Source organism: Pseudorhodoplanes sp., assembly GCF_050250235.1.
Lineage (GTDB): Bacteria > Pseudomonadota > Alphaproteobacteria > Rhizobiales > Xanthobacteraceae > Pseudorhodoplanes.
On sequence record NZ_JBFWPA010000001.1, the window covers coordinates 173,687 to 198,438 of the forward strand.

The window sequence follows — 24,752 nt, forward strand, 5'->3', positions numbered from 1 at the left end:
TCACCTGAAGAAATGACGCAACTCGCCCGTCTCATGGGTGAGCGCGCTGTGGGGGACGGCCAACAGGTCTTCGGCTCGTTCTTCTTGTCGCGGCTGCTCGGATTCGAGGTGAGCTATACGGACGAAATGTGCATCGTTGCCTTCGATGTGATGCCGGGACTATTCAATCCTCAGGGCACGTTGCATGGCGGCATCCTGGCGACCGCCATGGACATCTCGATGGGACATTTGCTGAATCGGAACGACGGGCCGGGTGCGACGCTGGAGATGAAGGTGCAGTATCTTTCGGCCGTGAGTTCGGGACGCGTCCGGTGCGAGGGCGGCTTCCTGCGACGCGGCCGCAGCATTTCGTTCCTGCAATCCAGAGCAAGTGCAGACGACGGCAGGCTGATCGCTTACGCGACTGCGACCTGGAAACCGCCGCGTTCTGACGGATGATTGAAAAAAGCAGCATTGGTCCGCGAAAGTTGCACACGCTGTTTGCTGCTGGTCCCGTGAATGCCGCGGCGTGCCGCCGGTGATTATCGTCCGCGGGGATTGATTGCGCGTTAAGTGCGAACGGGACAAGGTCGCGTTTGACGCCGTCGCGGTGAAGGATCTCCGGGATGCGGGCATGGTGCCCTTCCTGGATTGCGCGGCCATGCGGCAATGCCTTTGGGCCGCCATGCAGGCTCTGCTTCGTGGCAACGTGAAGCAAAGAGCGACCATTTTCGATCGTTTGGTAGACAATGATCAATCAGTCAGAATGCTCCGGCTCCGAGGCTGCGCTCCATAATGTGCAGGAATACGCAAGTTTTGGAGACGTCCGACCCTGGGCGTGAAGCAGCCATCGTCGACTATTTGCATTACTGATCGCTCGTGCCGCCGATCTTATTGGACGATGTCGTCACCATTGTGCTCGTGATTCAAGAAAAGGATATCGACACCGGGGATGCGATGAACTCAAGAAGGCCTAAGCTTGGGATACTCGGCGGCATGGGGCCGCTCGCAACGGTCGATTTTCTCAGAAAGCTTGTTGCCGCTACGCCGGCAGTCTCTGACCAGGATCATATGCCGACGATCACTTATTCGGCTTCCTACATTCCCGACCGCACCGCAAGCATCCAGGGTCACGGACCGTCACCACTTCCGGAAATGCTGTCTGGCCTCGATATCCTTGCGCGATCGGGTGCTTCTTGCATAGCGATCCCCTGCAATACCGCTCACTTCTGGTACGATCAGCTCAAGCAATGTTCGCTGGTACCGATTTTCCACATTGCAGAGGCCGCCTGTGAGCGCGCCGGACAGCAGGTGCGGCCGGGTGCAAATATCGGAGTGCTGGCAACGGCCGGTGCCGTGCAGTCGCGCGTCTACCAGCAGTCAATAGAGGCGCGGGGCTTCAAGTGCCTGGAACCGGAGCCGGACGATCTCAATACCCTCATAATGCCGGCGATTTACCAGGTTAAGGCGGGCAACGTGGCCGCCGCGGTTCCGCTCCTCGACAAGGCCCGTGACCGTCTGGTTGCAAGGGGCGCCGACCGGATCATCCTGGGCTGCACAGAAATTCCGATCGCGTTGCCTGTAACTGCGGCACCAGGCCTTCTCATCGACGCGACCGAGGCCCTTGCCTATCATTGCGTGAACTGGTGGATTGGCGAGCGCGGGCATCTGCACAGCATGGAGAAACAGCCCGCCGCGTCCGCGCAATGCGGGACAAGTGCATGAATTGCTTACCGGGGCCGGGCTGATGGACCATGTCTTTGTCGATCTGGATCGCCTGACGGAACGTCAGCGCTACAAGCTCCTGTCCGGGACGATCATTCCAAGGCCGATCGCGCTCGTCACGACGGTGTCGCTGGATGGGTCCACCAATGCGGCGCCCTTCAGCTTCTTCAACGTTCTGTCGTCGGATCCGGGCGTCGTGGCGCTGGGCCTCGAATTGAACAAGGACGGCAGTTTGAAGGATACGACAGTGAATATTCGGGATACCGAAGAGTTCACCGTCAATATCGTGTCGATGACAATGGCAAAGCAGATGAACGTTTGCGCCTATTCTTTTGAGCGCGGCGTTGACGAACTGGAACGTGCCACGTTGACGCCTGTGCCGGGCACGGCCGTGAAGTCGCCACGGATCAAGGAATCGCCGGCATCATTCGAATGCCGTCGGATCGTGTCGGTCGCGGTCAGCCGCACCCGCGACATCGTACTCGGCCGCATCGTCGGCGCCCATTATCGCGCCGATGTCATCGACATCGAGAATTACTATGTGGATGCGCAGGCTCTCGATCCTATCGCGCGTATCGAAGGGACGAACTACGCGACGGTTCGCGACCGTTTCAGTATGCCGCCGCACAGCCTGGACAATGCGCTCGCCGCGAAGCGATTTTCCGGCTGTTCGGGCTCTTAGCCTGCGCTTTGTCGCGCTGCATATATTTTGACTATTTGCACGCTTTCTGGCCGGAAAGACTGCTTATTTCTTAGCTTGAGCGCCTTCCGAAACGCCGGCCTTGGCCGCATCAATAACAAGCGCTTATAGTCGCCCTCCGCTTTGCCATTAGACAGCCGGGAAGGCGCGAGGAAAGATTGCCGTTGCGCCCGATGAACGATGCCGGAGTTCTGACAGGCAGGATTGCCGCCCGCCTGCGGCACGTGCGATTGCAAGGAGGAACATATGCGCTTGCGGATAGGCTTTCTGACTTTTGTGGTTTCGGCCTCGATTTCGATCTCGGCTCTGTTTCCGGGGCTGGTCCTCGCCCAGGCGCCGGAAACTCCCAAAATACGAGTGAGCACGTTGCCCATCGCGGGTCAGGTGCCGATCTATACTGCGCAGAAGCTCGGCTATTTCAAAGATGCCGGCCTTGATGTGGACATCACGTTTGCTGACGGCGGTGCGCAATCCGTTCCGCTGCTCGTGCAGGGCTCGCTCCAACTGGCCGTCACCCCAATCACGTCAGCCGCACTCGCCAACCAGCAGGGATTCAACCTGAAACTCGTCCCCCCGACGCTCGACGACAAGAAAAAGGCCCCCGGACAAACCGTTCTCCTGGTTCGAAGCGACGGCGGCGTCGGCAGCATTCAGGACCTCAAGGGCAAGCGCGTTGCGGTCAACACGATCAACAGCGTGAACTGGCTCTATGCCCGCGCGCTCCTGCGCAAGGGCGGCCTCGATCCGGCTGCCGTCACCTTCGTGGAGCTGCCGTTCCCCTCAATGAACGACGCACTGCTGCGCGGCAGCGTCGACGGCATCATTCAGGTTCAGCCCTTTCACCATATCGGCGTCAGCTCGGGCAAGATGAAGGCGCTTGGCTACCCGTTTGCCGACGTCCAGCCCGGCATTCATATCGCGTCCTATGCGGGGGACGGCGCTTGGATCAAGGCCAATCCGAGAACCGTGAAGGCATTCACCGACGCGATGGCGCGCGCTATCGACTATCTTGAGAAAAATCCGGAACAGGCCAAGACCCTGATCGCGGAATTCACCAAGGCGAAACCTGAACTCGTGAAACAGGTTCCGATCGATGACTGGTCGACCAAGATTTCCGTCGGCGATCTTGCCAAGCAACTTGAATTGATGCGTCAGGAAGGCGTGCTGAAGAAGCCGATCGAAGCGGAAAGCCTGCTTTGATGCACGCAAGAGTCGATTTGGCCCGCGCGCAAGATGTGGAGATCAGGGTCGCAGATACCAGCAAATGGTTCGGCGACCATGCCGCGATCGCAAGCGTCGATTTCCAGGTCCGGCGCGGGCAGTTTGTAAGCCTGCTCGGGCCCTCGGGCTGCGGCAAATCGACAATCTTGCGCATGGTTGCGGGCCTGCTGCCGCCGACCCAGGGGATCATCTCCTTCAAGGGGCAGCAGCTCACCGCGCCGCCGGCCGGCATCGTCTACGTGTTTCAGCAATACACCAAGTCGTTGTTCCCCTGGCTGACGGTGATGGGCAATCTGGAATTCGGTGCGACCAGCCCGCATGCGAGACGGCGTGGCAAGACGGGCGGCCGCGCCGAATGCATGGAGATGCTGCGTATGGTGGGACTCGATGAGCATGCCGAGAAATATCCCTGGCAGCTCTCCGGCGGCATGCAGCAGCGCGTCGCGATCGCGCGCGCCCTTGTCGCTCGCCCGGAAGTGCTGCTGATGGACGAGCCCTTCAGTGCGCTCGACGCGCTGTCGCGCGAGAGCTTGCAGGATCTACTGGTTCGCATCTGGCAGGATCTGAAGCTGACCGTGGTCTTCGTGACGCATGACATCGCCGAAGCGATTTATCTTTCCGACAAGATCTACGTGCTGTCGCGTGCGCCTTCGACGATCCTGACCGAGGTCGACGTGGATATTCCGCGTCCGCGCGAGCAATTGGCGACGCGCGAATTGCCAGAATTTCTATCGCTTCGGCGCTCTCTGTACGACGTTGTTGTCGGAACGCATTGAACGCGATGGACACCATCAAAAAAGTTATCGGTGATGGAAGGCTGTCCGGGATCGCGCTTGTGGTCGGGTTGCTGGTGCTGTGGGAAGCCAGTGTGCGGCTCGGATGGGTCAATACACCGACCTGGCCCGCGGTGACCACTGTCTTTCGCACCTTTTGGGACGAACTGGTCAATGGCGTCTATTTCAACACCTTTGGTCCAAGTCTGAAGCGGCTGGCGCTCGGCTATGTAATTGCCAGCGTACTTGCGATATCCTTCGGCATCGCGATGGGAATCTGGCCGCGCGTCTACGCGACCTTCGAGCCGCTGATCGAGCTTTTGCGTCCGATCCCGAGCCCGGCCTATCTACCGATGGCCATCATTTTCCTGGGGATCGACGACACCATGAAGGTATTCATGGTCGCCTTCGCATCCTTCTTCCCGATTCTTCTCAACACGGTAACGGGCGTCCGCAACGTCGATTCGGTCCTCCTCGATACCGGACGCACCTTCGGTCTCAGCAAGGCCCAGATCACATGGCGCATCATTATTCCCGCGGCGTCGTCCTATATTCTCACCGGCATGCGCATCAGCCTTGCGGTGGCGCTGATCGTCACGGTGATCGCCGAGATGGTCGCAGGCAATAGCGGCATCGGCTTCTACATCCTCAGCGCTCAGCGCTCGTTTCTGATGCCTGAGATGTATGCGGGCGTGATAGCGCTCGCGCTTGTGGGCTTCGGCCTGAACAAGGGGTTCGTCGCGATCGAGAACAAATTGCTGGCCTGGAATGAGGGTTGGAATGCCTCTACCTGAGGATGACGGCACGACGCCGCAGGAATGCTTCGTGCGGGCGGCTGCCGAGATGATGGAGATCCGCCTCGACCCCGCCTGGTTGCCGGGGATCGTCCGCAATATCGAATTGCTGTTGAATGCGGCGCGCGTCACCCAGGTTCCCGGCTCCGAGCGAATCGATGTGGGGCAGAGGTTCGAGCCGTGAATTACTCCGACGAGAATGCGCTCGCGATCGCAGCCGCTGTGCGCGGACGCGAGATCAGCGCCGCGAAAGTTGTCGAGGCGGCGCTTGGCGTCATCGGCATGCGCGACCCTTCCATCAACGCCTTCACCGATGTTTTGGCCGAGCGCGCACGCCGCGAGGCGGCTCAACTTGATCGCGATCTTGCGGAGGGGCGCGAGGCCGGTCCGCTGGCGGGCGTGCCGTTCGCGGTCAAGAATCTGTTCGATGTCGAAGGCCTCCGCACGCTGGCGGGGGCGAAGATCAACCGGGATCATGCGCCCGCCGGCACGGATGCGGCAGTTGTTCGGTCGTTGTCGAAGGCAGGTGCCATTCTTGTCGGCACCCTGAACATGGACGAATATGCCTACGGCTATACGACCGAGAACACGCATTTCGGACCGACGCGCAATCCTTATGATCTTCAACGCTCTGCCGGCGGCTCGTCGGGCGGATCGGGCGCGGCAGTCGCCGCGGGCATGGTGCCGTTATCGCTTGGCACAGATACCGGAGGTTCGGTGCGCGTGCCGGCGTCGTTCTGCGGATTGTTCGGCGTCAAGCCGACCTTCGGACGCATCTCGCGCCGTGGAACTGTCCTGTTCGCACCGAGTGTCGATCACGTAGGGGCCATGGCACGAACGACCGCGGACCTTGCCGCCATGTATGACGCGATCGAAGGCCCGGATCCATCGGACGAGTTCTGCAGCACACGAGATCCCGATCCGGTGTTGCCGGAGCTCGATCAGGGGATTGGCGGCCTGCGGATCGCGATCGCCGACGCCTATTTTCTGGAGCATATCGAGCGCGAGACCCATGATGCGGTCATGTCGATTTCCGACGCACTTGGCGTGCGGGAGCGCGTATGCCTCCCGCATGTCGATGCCGGGCGCTCCTGTGCGACCGTGATCACGGCGGTGGAAGGGGCGAGCCAGCATCTCGAAAGCCTGCGCAGGCGTCCGCAGGATTTCGACCCGATGACCCGCGACCGCTTTCTGGCGGGCGCGCTGCTGCCGGGTTCCGTTTATCAGCGCGCCCAGGCGTCGCGGCGCTTCTACCGGGATGCCGTCAGGGAGGTCTTCCAGAGAACAGACGTTCTGATCGCGCCCTGCACCCCCGCAGCAGCGCCCCTGATCGGGCAGGATGTTATTGAGATCGGCGGCAACACCTTTCCATCGCGCGGCCATGTCGGCCGCTGCGTCATCCCATTTTCGATCATAGGATTGCCGGTCATAAGTGTACCAGCCCGCGTTCCTGGCCTGCCGCGGGGCGTTCAACTCGTGGCCGCGCCCTACATGGAACGGCACATTTTCCGCGTTGCGGCTCATCTCGAGCGGATTGGCGCGGCGGGCTTTGTCGCGCCGCCAGACCAGCCGGCGGCGGATGTGGCCCGACGCGTGGCCGTATAGCAGCAACGCGCACAGGAGACGACTCGGCAGGTCCGGATGAGTCAGTCAGCACGATCGCATCTGATCAGGGGCGCAAGACTGCTCGACGTCGTCACGGGCAGCGCTCCGCATCGCGATCTGCTTGTTGTCGATGGCTTGGTTGCCGATATCGCGGAGCCTGGGGTGATTTCGTCGGAGTTCGCGCAGGTCTTCGATGCGACCGACCGCATGGTGATTCCGGGCCTCGTGAATGCACATTCGCATGCACACGGAGCGCTGGCGAAGGGGCTCGGCGACAAATGGACGCTTGAGCACCTGCTCAATGCTGGCCGGTGGATGAACCACGGGCTGGTGACAGAGGACAAGTATCTTTGCGGGCTGCTGAATGCCGCGGAGTTGGTCAGCAGGGGATGTACCGCCGTCTACGACCTTTATGGCGAGTTTCCAGTGCCGACGCCGGAGGGCTTCGAGGCGATCGGACGCGCCTATAACGACGTCGGAATGCGCGCGGTCGTAGCGCCGATGGTCGCGGACCGCAACCTGTTTCAGGCCATCCAGGGACTGATTGACAGCATTCCCGAGGATCTGCGGGACGGCCTCATCCCGGTTCAGGCTTCGCCGCGTGAGGCTGTGATCTCGGGTTGCGAGTCGGTGTTCAAGTCCTGGCCGTTCGACCGCGACTGGATACGCCCCGCGATCGCTCCGACCATTCCCCTGCATTGTTCGATCGGCTTCATCCGCGACTGTCAGCGCCTGGCGCTGGAATTCGACCTCGGCATGCAGACCCATCTTGCCGAATCGCGGGCGCAGGCGGTGTCCGGCATCAAGCGATATGGGAAAACGCTGACGGCCCATCTCGAAGAGATCGGCTTTCTCGGTCCGAACCTCATGGCCGCGCATTGTGTCTGGCTGGATGACGACGACATTGCGCGCCTCGCCGCGCATGGATGCTCCGTCGCGCATAATCCGGGAAGTAACCTGCGGTTGGGATCGGGGCTCGCGCCCGTTCGCAAGATGCTCGACCGCGGAATCCATGTGGGAATCGGCACGGACGGATCGAACTGCTCCGATCATCAGAACATGTTCGAGTCGATGCGGCTCGCCGCCTTCGTGTCGCGCGTCCAGGGAATGCCGTCGGAGCAATGGCTCGGTGCGAGTGACGTTGCGAGCATGGCGCTCGCCGGAAGCGCCAAGGCGATGCACCTGTCGCGAAAAGGACCTCGCCTTGAGGTCGGGGCGCCGGCAGACATCGTCTTCCTCGACCTCGGCAATCTCAATTTCGTGCCCTTCAACAATCCATTGAACCAGCTTGTCTACAGCGAGAATGGCAGCGCCGTGGACAGCGTCATGATCGGCGGGAAATGGGTGCTGCGGCATCGCGAATTTCAGACTATCGATATTGCGCGGTTGCGCGCGCGTGTGTCCGCGTCGGTCGAGCGGTTGCGGGAGCAGTCGCACAGATTGCAGATGCTTGCCGACGGCATCGGGCAGTACATTTCCAGTTTCTGTGCAGGCTCGCTGCGCGAGCCGTACCACATCGCGCGACTATGCGGCTGTGCTGACCCGGCACGGCCAGCAGTGTTTCAGGCGGAGCCCGTGTGATGGCCGCGGAATTCGATATTGTGATCCGGTCCGGCCGCGTTGTGACCAGCGGTGATCAGTTCGTCGCCGATATTGGAATCAAGGATGGCGTTGTCGCGGCGATCGGGAGCGGGATCACGTCCGGCAAACAGGACATTGATGCCTCCGGACGGCTGGTATTGCCTGGCGGCGTCGACAATCACGTACATATCGAGCAGATATCGGCTTCGGGCCTCCTGAATGCAGATGACTGGGAGAGTGCGACGAGGGCGGCCGCATTTGGCGGAAACACGACCGTGATTGCCTTCGCTGCGCAGCATGCTGGCATGAACCTGTGCAAGGTCGTCGACGATTATCACGCGCTCGCCCGCAAGGGCGCGGTCATCGACTATTCTTTCCATCTCATCATCGCAGACCCGAATTCGCAGACGCTCGGTCATGATCTGCCGGCCCTGCTGGACCGAGGCTATCAGTCGGTGAAGCTGTTTACGACCTACGACAAGCTGAAGATCGATGACGAGAGCTTTCTCGACATCTTGCAGATCACCGGAACACGCGGCGGCCTCGTGTCGGTGCATGCCGAGAACCACGGCATGATCAAGTGGCGGACAAAAAGCCTGGTAGCCTCCGGCCACACCGCGCCCCTCGCGCATGCCATGGCTCATCCCCGCGAGGCCGAAATCGATGCCATCGACCGCGTGATCCGCATGGCGGCACTGACCGGTCAGCCGATCATGATCTTTCATGTCTCGACCGCCGAAGGGGCAGAGATCGTTCGGCAGGCCCGCAGTCGCGGCCAGTCCGTCCATGCGGAGACCTGTCCGCATTATCTGTTGCTGACGGAGGCGGCAATGGACCGTCCGATGCCCGAGGGTGCGATGTGGATGTGCTCGCCTCCCTTGCGCAGGGAATCCGACGGGGAAGCGCTGTGGGCCGCATTGGCCGGCGGCGTGCTGCAAATGGTGTCGTCGGATCATGCGCCCTACGCCTACGACTCGTCGGGGAAACTGCGCGCGGGACCGATGCCGCGCTTCGATCAGATTCCAGGGGGGCTGCCAGGGATCGGGCTGCGACTGCCGTTGATGTTCGACGAAATGGTGCGGCGCGGTCTGCCGCTTGAGAAATTCGTCGAATGGACGTCGGCGGCTCCGGCGAAGCTCTACGGACTTTATCCGCGCAAGGGCTCGATTGTGGTCGGCGCCGATGCCGACATTGCGATCTGGAATCCGAAGGCTCGGCGGCGCGTCGGGCACGATATCATCCTGGATCGCACTGGCTATAGTCCGTATCAGGATCGCATTCTGAACGGCTGGCCTGAAACCGTGTTGCTGCGCGGCGAAGTGATCGTCCGGCAAGGTTCGGTCACGGGGCAGCAGGGCTCCGGGCAATTCCTGGTGCAGGATCGCTGCGGCTCCGGTCTGAGGGATCATCGGGCCGTGGTATGAACATTCGGCAGCTCGAAATCTTCTGTGCGGTCATGCGATCGCGGACCACCGTGGCCGCCGCCTTCGAGCTGGGCATATCGCAGCCCGCTGTCTCGAACGCCATCAAGCATCTGGAAGACAACCTCGGCTTTTCGCTGTTCGACCGGATTGGAAACCGCCTGATTCCGACAGCGGAAGGCAAGGCCGTCTATCAGGACGTGCAGCCATTGCAGACCATGGCCGAGGGGCTGCTGCAGCGTCTTTCTGATTTGCGGGACACCAAGCGCGGGCATCTGCGCGTACTTGCGACGCGGCCGCTTGGCGATGTCTTCCTGCCCCGCGTGATCAAGAGATTCGCAAAGGGGCGCGACGACGTGCATGTCTATTACGATGTGCAACATCTGGACGGGGTGATCGAAGCGGTGGAGAGCGGGTTCGCCGAGATCGGCATTGCTCTAGAGCCGCCGCCCCGGCCCACCCTCGACATCAAGACACTTGCCAAAGGCCGGATGGTGTGCCTGTTCCAGCCCAAGCACCCGCTGGCGAAACGCAATTTCCTGAGGCCCGAGGATCTCACCGGGCTCCGGATCATCTCGTCGGAGCCGCTCACCCGCCTTGGATCCGCTGTCGCGAAGGCGTTTCACGATCGTTCGGTGCCCTACGCGCCTAACGTGTCGGTGCTGCAGGGTGTAGTCGCCTGCTCGCTGGTTGCAAACGACTTGGGAGTAGCCATCGTCGATGAATTTTCGGCGATGCAATGGTCGGATCGCAATCTCGTTGCGGTGCCGCTTGAGCCCGCCATCATTGTTGTCGCCTCGATCATCAGTGTCGTGGACCGGCCGTTGTCGAGGCTCGCGCGTCGCTTCGTCGAAGTCACGAAAACGGCAGCGAACGAGTTCCAGCACAACCGTACGCACCGATAACGACCGGTATAATCAGGACTTATTGCAGCAGTGACCACATGATTATGAAAGCCACGGACCTGGAGCTAGGTTCATCGCAAAAGACGGGTACAGCGATGAATATGAAGGCTCTCACGTCGCCGCCGATCACGGAAGCGGTGACTGAACTGAAGGGTGTCGCGGTCAGCCTGTTCGCGCAGCTGGCGAACGGCCGTCTGCCGGGCGCAGGAATAACGCGCGATACCTATGGCGCCGGTGAGACGCGCGGCCACGACGTGGTCGTCAACTATGCTCGGCAGCTCGGCCTCGAGATCGCGAAGGATGCTGCGGCCAACACCTACATGACGTTACCCGGCCGGAACCGCGACGCGCCCAAAATCATCGTCGGCTCTCATCTCGACAGCGTTCCCAATGGCGGAAATTACGATGGCGCCGCGGGCGTGGTTGCAGGGCTGTTGGCGGTCAGCGTTTTCAAGAAGCTCGGAATCCGGCCCGCCTGCGACATTACCGTGATGGCGATCCGCGCGGAGGAGAGCATCTGGTTCCAAGTTTCTTATATCGGTAGTCGTGCCGCGCTGGGCATGCTGCCCATTGGCGCGCTTGACGCGAAGCGGTTCGACACCGGTCGGCCATTGTCCGCGTACGTCGCCGAATGCGGCGGCGATCCGCGCGCGATCGAAAAGGGGATCGCAGCGCTCGATCCAAAGAAGATCAGGTCATTCATCGAGTTGCATATTGAGCAGGCTCCCACATTGGTCGAGGCCGGCCAGCCCATCGCCGTCGGCACCTGCATTCCCGGGAACTTTCGCTATCCGCATATCCGAATCCACGGACGTCACGATCATGTCGGTATGCCTCGCCGCTTCCGCCACGATGCGGTTGCTGCCGGTAGCGAGCTCATCTCGGCAATGGATCGCCTCTGGGCGGAGCGCGATGCGCGCGGAATATCGATGGCCATCACGGTCGGCCGCTGCATGACCGATCCGTCCGCACATGGACTGACGATCGTGCCGGGCAAGCTCGAACTCAGTCTGGACGTTCGCGCCTATGACCCGCTTGAGCTTGCGAGCCTTGAAGCGGATATCGTGGAGGTCGCAAAGCAGGTGGAGGAACGCTACCGCGTGCGTATCGAGTTCGGGACCCGCGCCGAGGCGCCAATCGGTCCGTGTTCGCCGAAGATTTGCGACGGTCTTGCCGATGCCGCGGCGAAGCTTGGCATCGCCTTTGATCGAATCGTCAGTCCGGCGTCGCATGACGCGGCAGCGTTTGCTCAGGCAGGCGTCCCGATCGGAATGATTTTCGTCCGCAACGAAAACGGCAGTCACAATCCGCAGGAGCATATGGAGATCACCGATTTGCTCGACGGAACCGCTGTGATGGCCGAATGGCTGCGGAAAGAGCTATCATGATCCGCCCCGCACCCATCGCGGCGGCGAAGTTCGGCAGAAGCGGGATACCCGGAATGGCAGAGGAGAAAGACGGTAACACGAAGCGCATGGCAAAGGTCGTGGTTCGCTTCGATCAACAGCAGCGCAAGCTGCTCGATTTCCTGCGCGCGGAAAAGACGTTTGGAACCGAAGACGGCGAGATCATCCGCAACGTCGTGCTCGACTGGCTCAAGAGGCAGGCGACAAAATGACGGAGACGCCCGCGCCGCGGCCTGGACCGTTACGTCTCGATCTTGTGCTCGAGCCTGTGGCGGGCCGGGCCATTCCTGTAAGGATGGGTGAAATCCTCACGCTGACCCAGCTCGGCGACGGCCAGCGCGTCGAATTCAACTGCTTCAATCTCCACGACCACAAGGAGCGTATGTCGGTTGGCCATATGAGGCGCGAGGCCTTCCACATGGGCGCGGGCCGAATGATATGGAGCAATTCCCCACGCTACCAGCCGATGATGAAGATCACAGCGATGCCGGATAGCTGCTGCAGCGATCTGCTTGTCGCCGGCTGCTGGCACGGCGGTCTAGATCGCCTATACGGGCTGACCGATCATCCCAATTGTCAGGACACAATGGCCGACGCGATTGCGGAATTCGGGCTCATGCCCGATGACACGCACGATCCGTTGAACTTCTGGCTCAATACTGAATGGGATCATATAGGCGCTTATCTCGTCCCGAATACCGGCCGCGCGGGCGACAAGGTCGAGATCGTGGCGCTGATGGACGTGCTGGCCGTGCCGGCGACATGCGGGGCCGCCAATCTGTCTTACAGCGGCAACTTCTCCTACAAGCCAGTTACCGTGCAGGTCTTCGAGGCTAACGCAGGGACCCTCGCCTGGGCGGAGCGTGAATGGAAGGAAAACTGTGCCCTCAAGACGCAGAGAAGCCTCGATGACTACCGCGTGAAGACCATTCGCGGCGACCGCGAACTGGTGGCCGATCCGACATACGCGCCGGACTTCGTCAACTTTCCGATCGAGTGGAAGGACATCGAGGTGTGTTTCACGAGCGCGGAAATCCAGAGAATCTGGACTTATCGCGGCCGCCTCGGCGCAACCGACGAGGCGGTGATCCGCACGATGTTCTTCCACTGGTACACCGAACACCGCAAGAAGCACGGCTTGCGGCGGTACTCGCCGAAACAATTGCACGAGTAAGAAAAGCCGATGAAACTTGGAGCCTGCCGCTACGAGTTGACGATTGCGCCGGTATCCGGGAAGGCGATCCCAGTTTACCGCGGGGAGACGCTTCGCATTCTACAGACGCGGGGCGAGCAATGCGTCGATTTCAATTGCTTCAACTTGCATGACTACAAGGAGCGCATGTCGGTCAGCCATATGCGTGCGCAGGGTTTTCGCGTCAAACAGGGACATTTGGTCCTCAGCGCGGCGCCGCACTGCCGGCCCATGATGTTGATTTCCAGCATGTCGGAAACCTGCGTGACCGACCTTCTCGCGGCCCGTTGCGACGCCACGATGGGTGAGCGGGAATTCAATCTGGTGCCACGGACCAACTGCCAAGACACTTTTTCCGAAGCGGTGCGCGAGTTCGGGCTCTCACCCGATGACGTGCACGATTCTCTGAATATGTGGATGCATACATGCTGGGGCGACAGTTTCCGCATCCTGCCAAATGTGGCACCGGCCGGCGACCATGTCGATCTGCTGGCTCTTATGGATGTGCTGGCCGTGCCAATCATTTGCGGGTCGGGCGATCTTGGACAAGTCAGTAATTTCAATTTCAGCCCGATCGAAGTGAAGATATTTGAGGCGTCGGAAGAATCCAAAGAGTCTGCAAAGCAATGTCTTGAGCGTAGCGGCCTGGCAGGGAGCGAGGTTACAAAGTTGGATCGGCGCCGGATTCTCACACAGCGCGAGCTTGTCAGGGATTCGAACTATAAGTCGCGGCGCTTTCCCGTAAGCTACACCGATGTCGAAGTCGAATTCGCGGATGGTGAGATTGATCGTTTGAAAAATGCTCCGCAGATCGCCCGCGCGGGCGATGTGGGCGACCGCGCTCGTATGGCATTCATGCTTTGGTATCAGTCTAATCGCTTGAGTCGCAGTTAGATGCGACTCGGAGTGTATTCCGACGGTTTCCGCGGCGCACGAGAGCGGTGCCTGCCTGGAGGATCCTGAGGCACGGGCGCAGAACCGATTCTGCAGGATATTGGAGAGGGACGTGTGCTGAAAGTCCACCTCCGACCTTCCAGCCATCTTTCAAGATCCGGCGGCTGAAGACGATCAGGAGCACATAAAATCTGGATTGCCGCTTCAGGCGCAATCAATGAGCTCCGACTCTGGTTGCGCGACGTCGAGCACGTCTCAGCAGCTCTGGAGATGAAGCTTGCTTCAACGCAAGCGCTCATATGGCCGCGTCGGCGATCCGATGCTCTCGTCAAGCCCAGCCCGATTCCCGGACATCTGCGCGTCAGCGCAGCTTCCTTCGTTTCGCCTCCACCGTTGGCAGTTCCTGTGGCGACCACACACCCTCCGCGGCAGCGAAGTCCAGCGGACCTATTGCGACTGGTTTCTTGGATAATTCGCCGCAGCTCCTGAAAATCACAACGTTGGGGCCAAAAAACGGGCGTAACGCCCAAGCCTTGTGCGCGGTCACGACTTGACCAGTTTGATACACCGTGTATTTTACTCGCCTCGGGACAGGAGATTTTGTCATGTGCGCACGTTCTTCGCTGATTGCTGTCATAGCTGCCCTTGCATGCACTTTGCCTGCTGCTGCCCAGGAGCCGGTGAAGATCGGCGCGCTTCTGTCAATTTCAGGTCCGTTCGCGAGCCCCTCGAAAGACATGTTGGACGGGATGCAGCTCGCACTGGACCACCGTGATAACAAGATGGGCGGCCGCGCGGCGACGCTGATCTTGCGCGACGATCAGGCGAAACCTGAGCTGGCCGTGGAAGCAGCCAATCGCCTGATCCGCGGTGATCGCGTCGACTTCATCACAGGAGCCGGTCTGTCAAACATCATGATGGCGGTCTATAGGCCGATTACATCGACCGAGACATTCCTCATCGGCACCAATTCCGGACCGGCGCCTGTCGCTGGAAAGGACTGCTCTCCCTATTTCATCAGCGCGTCCTGGCAGAACGATCAGCCGGCGGAAGTGATGGGTGAATATCTGACCAAAAAGGGCGTCGATGACGTGTTCATCCTCGCGCCGAACTATCAGGCCGGGAAGGACCTGCTGGCGGGCTTCAAGCGCACATTCAAGGGCAAGATTTCCGGCGAGGTCTATACGCCGCTGTCGCAAACCGATTTTTCGGCGGAGATCAGCCGTGTCCGCGCCGCCAATCCCAAGGCTGTTTTTGTGTTCTATCCGGGTGCATGGGGCGTTCAATGGGTCAAGCAATATAGCCAAGCGGGTCTGCAGAAGAAGATCCCGCTCTATTCATCCTTCACGCTCGACGAAGTCAGCATCCAGGCGATCGGCGACGCCTCGCTCGGCATGTTTGCCACCGCGCATTGGGTCGGGGACATCAACAATCCAACAAATGCGAAATTCGTCAAGGATTTCCGCGCCAAGTATGGCCGCGCGCCATCGGCTTATGCGGCACAGGGCTATGACAGCATTCAGCTGATTGGCGCCGCTGCCGATGCATTAAAAGGCGATCTTTCGGACAAGAACAAGATCAAGGCCGCGCTCCGCGAGGCCAAGTATTCGAGCGTTCGTGGACCGTACTCGTACAATACAAACAATTTCCCGATTCAGGACTTCTATCTGACCAACGTCGAGAAGCGGGGCGATGAACTGGTCTTGAATACCGTCAGCAAGGCGGTTGAGAAGGCGAAAGACGTTTATGCAGCCGAGTGCCCGATGAAATAAGCCGTACTGCAGAAGACGAGATGACGTCCTGAAGTTCAAGGGGTGCCGAAGACATCATGATGCTGTTTATCGAGCAATGTCTGAACAGCATCCAGTTTGCTCTGCTTCTGTTTCTCATGGCGAGCGGGCTGACCCTGATCTTCGGAATCATGGAGCAGATCAATCTGGCGCACGGCTCGCTGTTCATGCTGGGCGCCTACTTCTCAATCTTCTTCCAAAAGTTGACAGGCTCTTTCGTCCCTGCGATTTTTCTGGCGCTCGTTGCGACCTTTGTGGTCGGGGTCATTCTCGAATTCACGGTCTTTCGCAGGCTCTATGGTCGCGATCACCTGCTTCAGGTGGTCGCGACTTTCGGTCTGATCTTGATTTTCAACGAAGCCGTGCGTGTCCTCTGGGGAGTGGCACCGCAATATTCTCCGTTTCCGCCAGGCCTCGAGGGGACGGTTCAGGTCGCGGGAATCGCCTATCCATCCTATCGGATCGCGGTGATCGTCGTGGCGCTTCTCACCGCGCTCGGGCTGTTCATCGTCGTGCAGAAGACCAAGCTCGGCATGCTGATCCGCGCCGGCGCCGATGATCGAGCCATGGTCGGGCATCTCGGAATCAATATTGCCGTCCTCTACACCGTGGTGTTCGGGATGGGCGCGGTACTTGCCGGACTTGCCGGTATAATGGCCGGACCGCTCCTGTCCGTGCGTCCCGGCATGGGCGAACAGATCCTCATTCTCACCTTCGTGGTGATTGTGATCGGCGGACTTGGTTCGATCCAGGGTGCCTTCATCGGTGCGCTGGTGATCGGTTTCGCCGATACGCTTGGGCGAGCCTATCTCGCCGATCTTCTGTCGACGGTGATGTCGCCGCGAACCGTGTCCACGGTATCGAGTGCGCTGTCTTCCACCTTGATATTCCTGATCATGGCCACGGTTCTGATCCTCAAGCCGCGCGGTCTGTTCGCGCGCCGGGAGCGATGAAGTGATGACCTGGCTCATGCAGCAGCGGTACACTTTCGTCATTCTGCTCGCTGGGTTGGCGTTTTTTGCCGGCGCTCATCTGGTTGGACAGCCGCTCTGGATCGAAATCGCTTCGCGTTTGCTGGCCTACGCCTTGGCGGCCGCGAGTCTCGATCTTCTGGTGGGCTATACCGGTATGGTCAGCTTCGGCCACGCCATGTTCCTGCTTTGCGGGGGCTACAGTGTCGGCATCCTCGCGAGAGAGGAAATCGTATCCGGGCTGCTCCAATGGCCGGTGGCGATCGGATTTTCCGCGCTCGTCGCCGCTGTCGTGGGGATGGTGGCTCTCAGGACCGGCGGCATATACTTCATCCTGCTTACCCTGGCTTTCTCGCAAATGCTATTCTATGTCTTTACCGGCCTCAGCAGCTATGGCGGTGACGAGGGTCTGCCGGTCTTTCCGCGGTCGCAATTCTTCGGACCGATTGATCTCACCAACCCGGATCATGTCTACATCGTGGTGTTGCTTGCGGTCTGTGCCGGCTTCTTCGTGTTGAAGCGGGTCGTGGATTCGCCGTTCGGGCTCGTGCTCCAGGGCTGCCGCCAGAACGAGGCGCGGATGCGCGCGCTCGGCTACGAAACCTTCCGCTACAAGCTGCTGGCTTTCGTCATCGCCGGTGCGGTATGTGGGCTGTCCGGCGCGCTACTCGCCAATGTCACGGGTTTTGTCAGTCCGGAATATGGAAGCTGGCAGCGGTCGGGCGAGCTTCTGGTCATGGTCATTCTCGGCGGCATGGGGACACTTTATGGACCGCTGCTTGGTGCGATTGCGCTGCTAGGTCTGGAAACCATTATCAGCGAAAAGACCACGCATTGGTCGTTGATCCTTGGACCGATCCTGATTCTGGTCGCGATCTATCTCCCGAACGGCCTGCGCGCCCTCAAAGTCTGGAAGCCCCGTGCGCAAAACGGCTGATATTCCAGTCCTCGCGGTCGAGGGCATTTCCAAGGCCTATGGCGGCGTCATCGCCAACCGCGACGTCTCCCTCGCGATCGAGCCGGGAGAAGTGCACGGTCTGATCGGTCCCAATGGTGCCGGCAAGACGACGCTGGTATCCATCCTCAGCGGCGAAGTGAGACCGGATCAGGGACACGTCCTGCTCGATGGTTCCGACATCACGGGTCTCAACGCTCCGAAGCGGGCGAAGCTCGGAATCCGCCGCTCGTTCCAGATCACATCGGTTTTCATGGGTCTGACGATGATCGAAAACGTCATTCTCGCCTGCCAGGCCATCCGCGGCGGAGGATTCCGCCTTTGGCGTCCCATCGCTTTGGACCGCGGTCTTCGCGAGGAAGCGGCGCAGGCGCTGGAACTCGTCGGCATCGACCATCTCGCATACAAGGTCGCCTCCGAACTCTCGCACGGTGAACGCCGCCATCTCGAGCTTGCGATGGTGCTGGTGGGCCAGCCGCGGCTTCTGCTCCTTGACGAGCCCTTTGCCGGAATGGGTGCGGAGGAGACGCACGAGATGGTCGGACGGCTGCGTAAAATCAAAGGTCAGCAAGCCATACTTCTGATCGAGCACGATCTTGATGCGGTGTTTTCGCTGGTGGATCATCTCACGGTCATGGTCATGGGAAGTCCGATTGCCACGGACCGGCCCGACGCGATCCGGAAAAGCGCCGAGGTGCGCGCTGCCTATTTCGGTACGAAGGCCGTCGCGTGATGCTCAGGGTCGACAATATTACCGCCTCCTACGGCGTCAGCCAGATACTGTTCGGCGTATCGCTCGAAGTCGCGGTGGGGCAGGCGGTTGCCTTGCTCGGCCGCAATGGCATGGGCAAGACAACGACCATCCGGGCCATGATGGGGGCGCTGCGGCCATCATCCGGGGCGATCCATTTCGAGGGCACGAGAATCGACAGGCTTCGCGACTACGAAATCTGCCGTCTTGGTTTCGGCTATGTCCCTGAAGGCCGCCGGATATTCAAGCATCTCACCGTGCATGAGCAGCTCGTGGCATTCGGGCGGATGCGCGATGGCAAGCAGCAATGCACGCCGGACGACGTCTATCGCCTGTTCCCCGGACTCGCGGAACGCAGAGCCAGCCCCGGTGGTTTGCTGTCGGGTGGCGAACAGCAGATGCTGGCAATCGGCCGCGCGCTCGTGACATCGCCAAAGCTTGTCATTCTCGACGAGGCAACCGAAGGTCTCGCGCCACTGGTACGCGAGCGAATCTGGTCCGTTCTCTCCGAGCTGAAGAGCCGGGGTCTCGCCATCCTTGTCGTCGACAAGAACGTCGCCGACGTGATGGCGCTCGCCGACTATGCCTATATCCTGGAGAAAGGCCGCGTCGCATGGAGCGGCGCCGCTGCTGATCTGCGTCCCGACGACGACGCGCAGCGGCGACTGCTTGCGGTCTGAACGCGCGGCGGAGTGATCAGCCGACCGTTAGAACGACCTTGCCGCGCACCTCGCGCCCGGTGATGAGCGCAAAGGCCTCTGCGAGATTTTCCAGCGGAAGTGTGGTCATGATGTTCGGCTTGACCTTGCCTTTCAAATACAGGTCTTGCGTAAGCCGCACGCCTTCGACCATTTTGTCGTATTCATGGTCGAACTGGATATCGAGTGGCGCGCCGATAACCGCGAGATTTTTGTATAGCAGATAATTTGCCTTGGCCGACGGGATGTCGCCGCTGGCGAAGCCAATGATGACCAATTTGCCGTCGAAGCCGAGTACGCGAAGCGTATTCGCGAACATATCGCCGCCGACCGTGTCGAACACCAGATCCGCACCATGATTGTCGGTCCGCGTCATCACTTCCCTGTGGATACGTTCCTTGACGTCAGAGCCGTTGCTCAGGATCACATGATCGGCGCCATTCTCGCGTGCCAGAGCCGCCTTCTGCTCCGAGGAAACGATCGCGATCGTTCGAGCTCCAAGCGCCTTCAGCATTTGCAACGCCGCAAGTCCGACGCCGCCAGCGGCGCCGGTGACGATCGCGGTCTGACCGGCCTGAGCCTTGGCACGGAGATGGACCGCGACATAAGCGGTGTTGAATACGGTGATCATGGCTGCAGCAGATTCGAAATCGACGCCGTCCACCATATGAAAGCACCGTTTCTGCGGCGCCGCCACGGCTTCCGCGAAAGCGCCGGTGAGGACCTGACAGATGACCCTGTCGCCCGGCTTGAACCGCGAGACCCCGCTGCCGACGGCCCGGACCACGCCCGCGGCGTCTCGTCCCGGCACGAAAGGCGTTTGCGGCTTTTTCTGGTATTTGCCCTGGAGCATCAAAGCATCGGGAAAATTGAGCCCAATAGCCTTGACGTCGATCAGCACTTCATCGGCTGCGAATGATGGATCCGGGAGTGTCTGGAAACGGTGGCTCGCGATCGGGCCATATTCTTCGATGACCAGCGCACGCATTACGTCGGCTCCTTCACCTTGGTCCGCTCGCCGAGGACCTCCATCGCCGCGCGCACGATCTCCGTATAGCCGGTGCAGCGGCAGATGTTGCCGCTGAGCGCCTCGCGGACCTGTTCTTCGGTATAAGGTCCGCCATGCCGTTCCAGCTCAGTCAGGGTCATCAGCATGCCCGGTGTGCAGAAGCCGCATTGCAGTGCGAAATTGCGATGGAAGGCTTCTTGCAGCGGGTTCAGCGCGCCGCTCTTGTCGGCCAGGCTTTCGACCGTATCGATGCGGCGACCATCGGCCTGAACAGCGAGCATCAGGCAGGCGCGCACGACATGGCCGTCAAGCATGATATTGCAGGCGCCGCAGATTCCATGCTCGCAGCCGACGTGAGTGCCGGTCGCGCCAATCTCGTGCCGGATGAAGTCCACCAACAAAGTCCGCGGTTCGGCGATGCCGCTGACCTCGCGACTGTTCAGGGTCAGCGTAACGACGTGCTTCTTGTCACGATTCATGCGCGGCATCGAACAGCCTCCTCGATGACCTTGCGACCCAGACGCCTCACCAACTCGCGGCGGTGTCTTGAGGTGGCATGAATGTCGTCATAGCCGCCGCACTCCCAGGCAAAATCGTTCAGCGCGGCGTCAAGCGGCTCACCGGACAGGGACGCAAAATCGCGACAGGTCGGTACATCGGCGACGCCGCCGACCCCCAGCCGCACCGATTTCCCGTCGGCGATCGCTGCCAGCGCGACGATGGCAAAATCGCCGTGCCGTCGGTTGAATTCGGCGAAGGCGTATCCATGGCCGGGTCGGCGCACCGGAAAGCGTGCTGCTATGGCGATCTCATCGTGGCGCTTCGCAGTGGTCAGCATACCGACCTGGAACGACGAAGCCTGCAGGGTCCGGATGCCTGATCTGCTTTGCAGGACGATGTCGCCGCTGAGCAATGCGAGCACAAGCGGAATTTCCGAACTCGGATCGGCGTGGCACAGCGAGCCGCAGATCGTGCCGCGATTTCGCGTCTGGATATGACCGACATGGGGCAGTGCTTTGGCCAAAAGCGGCAAGGTAGCTTCGAGGTGCGGCCAATCCAGCAATTGTGCCTGCGTGACTGCGGCACCGACCTCGACGAAGTCGCGATTGTGCCGGATTTCATTCAGGCCTTCAATCCGGCTGATGTCCACAAGGACATCGGGCCGCGCGAGCCGCATGTTGAGGATCGCCATAAGCGACTGGCCGCCGGCGATGACCCGGCCGCCTTCGCCAGCATCCGAAAGCGCTGCCAACGCCTCCTGCAGGCTTTCAGCCACAACATAATCGAAAGCAGCGGGCTTCACGGGCGGTCACTCAGCTTGTTCTTGAGCACGGACCATAGCGATCTCCGCTCCGGCGCGGACGCTGCGGCAGACTCAGGTGACACTTGCACGAGCAGCGCCTTTATGAACTGTGCGATCAGCATCTTTGCGGCACCGGAGAGCATGCGTCCGCCGACCGCGGCAATCTTGCCGGCGAGATGGATTTCGAAGTCATAGCTCAGGCGGGTACCGCCATTCTCCGGTCTGAGCTGAATGAGCGCGCGGCCCTGCGAGGAACCGAGCGAGCCGACCAGATCGCCGTTCATCGTGATCGATTTCGGCTCCTCGAGATCGGTCAGACGAACCCTTGCGTCGAATACCCCGCGCACCGGACCGACGCCGATCCGCAATTTGCCGATGTAATTGTTCCTGCCGATCACGGACAGCGCTTCGCATCCGGGAATGGCTTTCGCCATTTTCGCCGGGTCAAGCAGCGTCTTCCAGACGGCCTCGGGGCTTGCCGGGAAGAATGCCGTGTCGTGTCCCGAAAGACCGTTGCCCGATCCGGGCAATTCATGGCTCGCTGGGCGCGCGGGCTCCTCGCCGCTGATCCATTCGAATACCTTGGCGGGGACCAGCGGCAACGTGATGTCCTCGCGGCCGATTGCATCGGCGACGGCATTCGCCACGCAAACCGGCGTGGTGTACTGATTGCCTTCGCCGATGCCCTTGGCGCCCAGGCGGGTGAAGGGAGAGGGCGACGGCCTTGCATGAACGAGATGAGCGTCGGGAATCTCGTGCGCTGTGCCAACGAGATAATCGGCGAACGTTCCGCTCAGCAATGCGCCGTCCTTGCCGTAGGAAAAGCACTCGTAAAGCGTAGCGCTCAGGCCGGCGGCGAATGATCCGCGCATCTGCCCTTCGGCGAGGCCGGGATTGAGGATGGTGCCGCAGTCATGCGTCGTCACGTATTTGTCGATCCGCACCTGACCGGTGTCGCGGTCGATCTCGATTCCGCAGAAGTCAAATGCGAAGCCGTAGGCGAGCGACGTGTTGATCTCGTCATTTGCGGTGGTCGGCGTGAGTTCCGGGGCGCTCCATTGCACGGCTTCGCGGATGCCGGGTGTCATGCCGTCGGGAAGACTCGACGGCGACCAATGCGCAAGTCCTCCGACACGCCGGAATTCAAGCTTGTTCTCCGGATTTGAGCGCGAGCGGATATAGCCATCCTCGAAGACCAGGTCCTCGGGTGCCGTGTTCAGCGTCTGACTCGCGATGCGCGCCATCTTGTCGCGAACCTGGCGCGCCGCGATCACAATCGAGCTCGTTGCGGCAGGCGCGAAACGGCATGAATAATTGCCGGCGGCGAGAGACCAATTGTCCTTCTGAGTATCGAGTTCGAGATTGACGGCGATATCCTCGATTTTCAGGCCGAGTTCGTCCGCCACGATCTGCGCGATTGCGGTCTGGTGGCCCTGACCCTGCGGCGTGGAATCGCCAACCACGCTGACCGATCCGAGAGCGTCCACAACCACGGTCGCGGAAGCTACGGCACCGTCCTTGGGGCCGGCCCTTTCACGCTCCGCCATGCTTTTCAAGGTGGAGATGTAGCCCATATTCGATTGGCTCGGCTCGACGGCCGCGGCATAGCCGATGCCGTAGAGGCGGCCATCCTTGCGCGCGGCATCGCGCCGCCGTTTCAGTTCCTCGAGTTGTCCGTCGGCGACGCAATCGTCGATGGTCTGCTGGAAATTGCCGGAATCGATCAGCGCTCCTGCCGGTGCGCGGTAGGGGAAGGAGTCGCTTGGGATCAGATTGCGCTGCATCAATTCGAGGGGGTCAATGTTCAACTCGGTTGCGATCTTCTGCATCATGCGTTCGATTGCGAAATAAAGCTGCGGACCGCCGAAGCCCCGCACGGCGCCGGTCGGACATTTGTTCGTCATCACGATATTGTTGATGACGTCCACATTGCGAATGCCATAGCAATTGGTCGACAGGCCGTGCATGCGATAGATCGGTGCCGGCATCGGCGCCCGCAGATAGGCGCCGTGATCGTCCCAATGCTCCAGACGCAGCGCGCTTACGATTCCATCGGAAGAATACGCGGCTTCGATTTTTGTCACTCGGTTGGGCGCCGAGCTTGCGGCCGACAGATGCTCGAGGCGGTCTTCGATCCATTTGACGGGCCGGCCCGCGAGCCGCGAACACACGCATAACAGCACGATATAGGGAAACATCGCCAGCTTGACGCCAAAGCTGCCGCCCGAATTTGGTGGACTGCGGTGGCGAAGCTTGCTGGACTTCACCTTGAGCGCGATCGCCATCACGGTGTGCAGCGAGAACGGGCCCTGGAAATTTGACAATACATCGTAGGAATCGCTGTCCGGGAGGTATTCGGCGACGATGGCATAAGTCTCCATCGGTGGTATCGAGTTTCGCGGATAGGTAATGGTCAGTTCGCAGGTTCGTTCCGCTGCGGCAAATGCCTCCTGGGTATGGCCGTGCTTGAAAAGGCGTCGCGAAACGACATTTGACGAAGCGTTTTCGTGCAGGATCGGCGCGCTTTGGGCGGTGGCATCCAGCGTGTCGACGACCGCCGGCAGCAACTCGTAATCGACCTTGATGTATTCCAGGGCATCTTCTGCCTTGTATCGGTCGATTGCGCAGACGACCGCGACCGGTTCGCCCACGAAGCGGACCTTGTCGTTGGCGATGCAGCGGTAATCCATCGGATTTTCGAATCCGACGATCAGCGTGGTGGTTAGTTCCCAGACCTCCTTGCCGGTGATCACGGCATGTACGCCCGGCTGGCGGAGCGCTTCGGAGACATCGATGGAGCGGATGCGCGCATGTGCGTGGGGCGAGCGCAGGATCGCGATGATCAACGTATCTTTGCGGACGGGCAGATCGTCGACGAAGCGCCCTTGTCCCTTCAACAGCGGTGGATCTTCGACCCGCAGGACGGAACGGCCAACGTAACGCGCCTGTTTTTCCGGCAGTTTCACCACTTTGAGGCCTGTTCCAATGAGTTAAATACAGTGAGTATCTTATTATGCTCTTGTCAAGGCCCGCTCTCGAACCGCGGGCTGCAGCTTGCATCTTAGTTTGATACATGCTG

24 protein-coding genes are annotated in these 24,752 nt (G+C 60.5%); 20 read left to right on the forward strand and 4 right to left on the reverse strand.

Going from position 1 to position 24,752, the window contains the following annotated elements:
- Window positions 1-12: 12 nt before the first annotated feature.
- From AB7F49_RS00845 to AB7F49_RS00940, 20 genes are all read left to right on the forward strand, one after another.
- Window positions 13-438: a PaaI family thioesterase gene (locus tag AB7F49_RS00845; RefSeq protein WP_428519308.1), complete on the forward strand. Its 426-nt coding sequence runs from the start codon at window positions 13-15 to the stop codon at window positions 436-438.
- Window positions 439-936: 498 nt separating this feature from the next.
- Window positions 937-1,704 (forward strand): aspartate/glutamate racemase family protein, encoded by a 768-nt coding sequence (locus tag AB7F49_RS00850; protein WP_428519464.1) that lies wholly within the window; start codon window positions 937-939, stop codon window positions 1,702-1,704.
- A gap of 22 nt (window positions 1,705-1,726) precedes the next feature.
- Window positions 1,727-2,386: a flavin reductase family protein gene (locus AB7F49_RS00855; protein WP_428519310.1), complete on the forward strand. Its 660-nt coding sequence runs from the start codon at window positions 1,727-1,729 to the stop codon at window positions 2,384-2,386.
- 264 nt (window positions 2,387-2,650) lie between these two features.
- Window positions 2,651-3,604 carry an ABC transporter substrate-binding protein gene (locus AB7F49_RS00860; protein ID WP_428519312.1) on the forward strand — a complete coding sequence of 318 codons (954 nt, stop codon included), beginning with the start codon at window positions 2,651-2,653 and terminating at the stop codon, window positions 3,602-3,604.
- The gene (locus AB7F49_RS00865) at window positions 3,604-4,401 is read left to right on the forward strand and encodes an ABC transporter ATP-binding protein (protein WP_428519314.1); all 798 of its coding nucleotides are present in this window, start codon (window positions 3,604-3,606) and stop codon (window positions 4,399-4,401) included. The genes AB7F49_RS00860 and AB7F49_RS00865 overlap by 1 nt, the downstream gene beginning before the upstream one ends.
- Window positions 4,402-4,406: 5 nt before the next feature.
- On the forward strand, window positions 4,407-5,192 hold the full coding sequence (locus AB7F49_RS00870; protein WP_428519316.1) for an ABC transporter permease: 786 nt from the start codon (window positions 4,407-4,409) through the stop codon (window positions 5,190-5,192).
- Window positions 5,179-5,376 (forward strand): hypothetical protein, encoded by a 198-nt coding sequence (locus AB7F49_RS00875; protein ID WP_428519318.1) that lies wholly within the window; start codon window positions 5,179-5,181, stop codon window positions 5,374-5,376. Before AB7F49_RS00870 ends, AB7F49_RS00875 begins: the two co-directional genes overlap by 14 nt.
- The gene (locus tag AB7F49_RS00880) at window positions 5,373-6,797 is read left to right on the forward strand and encodes an AtzE family amidohydrolase (RefSeq protein WP_428519320.1); all 1,425 of its coding nucleotides are present in this window, start codon (window positions 5,373-5,375) and stop codon (window positions 6,795-6,797) included. The genes AB7F49_RS00875 and AB7F49_RS00880 overlap by 4 nt, the downstream gene beginning before the upstream one ends.
- 36 nt (window positions 6,798-6,833) lie before the next feature.
- The gene (locus tag AB7F49_RS00885; protein WP_428519322.1) at window positions 6,834-8,378 is read left to right on the forward strand and encodes an amidohydrolase family protein; all 1,545 of its coding nucleotides are present in this window, start codon (window positions 6,834-6,836) and stop codon (window positions 8,376-8,378) included.
- Window positions 8,378-9,802 (forward strand): dihydropyrimidinase, encoded by a 1,425-nt coding sequence (gene hydA / locus AB7F49_RS00890; protein ID WP_428519324.1) that lies wholly within the window; start codon window positions 8,378-8,380, stop codon window positions 9,800-9,802. Before AB7F49_RS00885 ends, hydA begins: the two co-directional genes overlap by 1 nt.
- Complete coding sequence (locus AB7F49_RS00895; RefSeq protein WP_428519326.1) at window positions 9,799-10,704, forward strand: LysR family transcriptional regulator; 906 nt, start codon at window positions 9,799-9,801, stop codon at window positions 10,702-10,704. The genes hydA and AB7F49_RS00895 overlap by 4 nt, the downstream gene beginning before the upstream one ends.
- A gap of 95 nt (window positions 10,705-10,799) precedes the next feature.
- The gene (locus tag AB7F49_RS00900; protein ID WP_428519328.1) at window positions 10,800-12,092 is read left to right on the forward strand and encodes a Zn-dependent hydrolase; all 1,293 of its coding nucleotides are present in this window, start codon (window positions 10,800-10,802) and stop codon (window positions 12,090-12,092) included.
- Window positions 12,089-12,322 carry a hypothetical protein gene (locus tag AB7F49_RS00905; RefSeq protein WP_428519330.1) on the forward strand — a complete coding sequence of 78 codons (234 nt, stop codon included), beginning with the start codon at window positions 12,089-12,091 and terminating at the stop codon, window positions 12,320-12,322. Before AB7F49_RS00900 ends, AB7F49_RS00905 begins: the two co-directional genes overlap by 4 nt.
- The gene (locus AB7F49_RS00910) at window positions 12,319-13,284 is read left to right on the forward strand and encodes a DUF1989 domain-containing protein (protein ID WP_428519332.1); all 966 of its coding nucleotides are present in this window, start codon (window positions 12,319-12,321) and stop codon (window positions 13,282-13,284) included. Before AB7F49_RS00905 ends, AB7F49_RS00910 begins: the two co-directional genes overlap by 4 nt.
- A gap of 9 nt (window positions 13,285-13,293) precedes the next feature.
- Window positions 13,294-14,196 carry a DUF1989 domain-containing protein gene (locus AB7F49_RS00915; protein ID WP_428519334.1) on the forward strand — a complete coding sequence of 301 codons (903 nt, stop codon included), beginning with the start codon at window positions 13,294-13,296 and terminating at the stop codon, window positions 14,194-14,196.
- A 605-nt stretch (window positions 14,197-14,801) separates the two neighbouring features.
- Window positions 14,802-15,968 (forward strand): ABC transporter substrate-binding protein, encoded by a 1,167-nt coding sequence (locus AB7F49_RS00920; protein ID WP_428519336.1) that lies wholly within the window; start codon window positions 14,802-14,804, stop codon window positions 15,966-15,968.
- Window positions 15,969-16,024: 56 nt separating this feature from the next.
- A complete protein-coding gene (locus AB7F49_RS00925; protein WP_428519338.1) occupies window positions 16,025-16,939 on the forward strand; it encodes a branched-chain amino acid ABC transporter permease in 915 nt (304 codons plus the stop codon).
- A gap of 4 nt (window positions 16,940-16,943) precedes the next feature.
- The gene (locus AB7F49_RS00930; protein ID WP_428519340.1) at window positions 16,944-17,894 is read left to right on the forward strand and encodes a branched-chain amino acid ABC transporter permease; all 951 of its coding nucleotides are present in this window, start codon (window positions 16,944-16,946) and stop codon (window positions 17,892-17,894) included.
- Window positions 17,878-18,645: an ABC transporter ATP-binding protein gene (locus tag AB7F49_RS00935; protein WP_428519342.1), complete on the forward strand. Its 768-nt coding sequence runs from the start codon at window positions 17,878-17,880 to the stop codon at window positions 18,643-18,645. The genes AB7F49_RS00930 and AB7F49_RS00935 overlap by 17 nt, the downstream gene beginning before the upstream one ends.
- Window positions 18,645-19,343 carry an ABC transporter ATP-binding protein gene (locus AB7F49_RS00940; protein WP_428519466.1) on the forward strand — a complete coding sequence of 233 codons (699 nt, stop codon included), beginning with the start codon at window positions 18,645-18,647 and terminating at the stop codon, window positions 19,341-19,343. The genes AB7F49_RS00935 and AB7F49_RS00940 overlap by 1 nt, the downstream gene beginning before the upstream one ends.
- A gap of 16 nt (window positions 19,344-19,359) precedes the next feature.
- Here AB7F49_RS00940 and AB7F49_RS00945 read toward each other — a convergent pair whose 3' ends face one another.
- Genes AB7F49_RS00945 through AB7F49_RS00960 form a run of 4 tightly spaced genes read right to left on the reverse strand, consistent with a single transcriptional unit; the run spans window position 19,360 to window position 24,642 of the window.
- Complete coding sequence (locus AB7F49_RS00945) at window positions 19,360-20,349, reverse strand: NADPH:quinone oxidoreductase family protein (protein WP_428519344.1); 990 nt, start codon at window positions 20,347-20,349, stop codon at window positions 19,360-19,362.
- The gene (locus AB7F49_RS00950; protein ID WP_428519346.1) at window positions 20,349-20,858 is read right to left on the reverse strand and encodes a (2Fe-2S)-binding protein; all 510 of its coding nucleotides are present in this window, start codon (window positions 20,856-20,858) and stop codon (window positions 20,349-20,351) included. The genes AB7F49_RS00945 and AB7F49_RS00950 overlap by 1 nt, the downstream gene beginning before the upstream one ends.
- Window positions 20,846-21,673 (reverse strand): FAD binding domain-containing protein, encoded by an 828-nt coding sequence (locus AB7F49_RS00955; protein ID WP_428519348.1) that lies wholly within the window; start codon window positions 21,671-21,673, stop codon window positions 20,846-20,848. The genes AB7F49_RS00950 and AB7F49_RS00955 overlap by 13 nt, the downstream gene beginning before the upstream one ends.
- A complete protein-coding gene (locus AB7F49_RS00960; protein ID WP_428519350.1) occupies window positions 21,670-24,642 on the reverse strand; it encodes a xanthine dehydrogenase family protein molybdopterin-binding subunit in 2,973 nt (990 codons plus the stop codon). Before AB7F49_RS00960 ends, AB7F49_RS00955 begins: the two co-directional genes overlap by 4 nt.
- Window positions 24,643-24,752: the final 110 nt, after the last annotated feature.

What these genes read in the sequence shown, in the direction of transcription:
- AB7F49_RS00845 (WP_428519308.1), top strand. Translation starts at nt 13, where the DNA reads ATGACGCAACTCGCCCGTCTCATGGGTGAGCGCGCTGTGGGGGACGGC.
- AB7F49_RS00850 (WP_428519464.1), top strand. Translation starts at nt 937, where the DNA reads ATGAACTCAAGAAGGCCTAAGCTTGGGATACTCGGCGGCATGGGGCCG.
- AB7F49_RS00855 (WP_428519310.1), top strand. Translation starts at nt 1,727, where the DNA reads ATGGACCATGTCTTTGTCGATCTGGATCGCCTGACGGAACGTCAGCGC.
- AB7F49_RS00860 (WP_428519312.1), top strand. Translation starts at nt 2,651, where the DNA reads ATGCGCTTGCGGATAGGCTTTCTGACTTTTGTGGTTTCGGCCTCGATT.
- AB7F49_RS00865 (WP_428519314.1), top strand. Translation starts at nt 3,604, where the DNA reads ATGCACGCAAGAGTCGATTTGGCCCGCGCGCAAGATGTGGAGATCAGG.
- AB7F49_RS00870 (WP_428519316.1), top strand. Translation starts at nt 4,407, where the DNA reads ATGGACACCATCAAAAAAGTTATCGGTGATGGAAGGCTGTCCGGGATC.
- AB7F49_RS00875 (WP_428519318.1), top strand. Translation starts at nt 5,179, where the DNA reads ATGCCTCTACCTGAGGATGACGGCACGACGCCGCAGGAATGCTTCGTG.
- AB7F49_RS00885 (WP_428519322.1), top strand. Translation starts at nt 6,834, where the DNA reads ATGAGTCAGTCAGCACGATCGCATCTGATCAGGGGCGCAAGACTGCTC.
- hydA (WP_428519324.1), top strand. Translation starts at nt 8,378, where the DNA reads ATGGCCGCGGAATTCGATATTGTGATCCGGTCCGGCCGCGTTGTGACC.
- AB7F49_RS00895 (WP_428519326.1), top strand. Translation starts at nt 9,799, where the DNA reads ATGAACATTCGGCAGCTCGAAATCTTCTGTGCGGTCATGCGATCGCGG.
- AB7F49_RS00900 (WP_428519328.1), top strand. Translation starts at nt 10,800, where the DNA reads ATGAATATGAAGGCTCTCACGTCGCCGCCGATCACGGAAGCGGTGACT.
- AB7F49_RS00905 (WP_428519330.1), top strand. Translation starts at nt 12,089, where the DNA reads ATGATCCGCCCCGCACCCATCGCGGCGGCGAAGTTCGGCAGAAGCGGG.
- AB7F49_RS00910 (WP_428519332.1), top strand. Translation starts at nt 12,319, where the DNA reads ATGACGGAGACGCCCGCGCCGCGGCCTGGACCGTTACGTCTCGATCTT.
- AB7F49_RS00915 (WP_428519334.1), top strand. Translation starts at nt 13,294, where the DNA reads ATGAAACTTGGAGCCTGCCGCTACGAGTTGACGATTGCGCCGGTATCC.
- AB7F49_RS00920 (WP_428519336.1), top strand. Translation starts at nt 14,802, where the DNA reads ATGTGCGCACGTTCTTCGCTGATTGCTGTCATAGCTGCCCTTGCATGC.
- AB7F49_RS00925 (WP_428519338.1), top strand. Translation starts at nt 16,025, where the DNA reads ATGATGCTGTTTATCGAGCAATGTCTGAACAGCATCCAGTTTGCTCTG.
- AB7F49_RS00930 (WP_428519340.1), top strand. Translation starts at nt 16,944, where the DNA reads ATGACCTGGCTCATGCAGCAGCGGTACACTTTCGTCATTCTGCTCGCT.
- AB7F49_RS00940 (WP_428519466.1), top strand. Translation starts at nt 18,645, where the DNA reads ATGCTCAGGGTCGACAATATTACCGCCTCCTACGGCGTCAGCCAGATA.
- AB7F49_RS00945 (WP_428519344.1), bottom strand. Translation starts at nt 20,349, where the DNA reads ATGCGTGCGCTGGTCATCGAAGAATATGGCCCGATCGCGAGCCACCGT.
- AB7F49_RS00950 (WP_428519346.1), bottom strand. Translation starts at nt 20,858, where the DNA reads ATGCCGCGCATGAATCGTGACAAGAAGCACGTCGTTACGCTGACCCTG.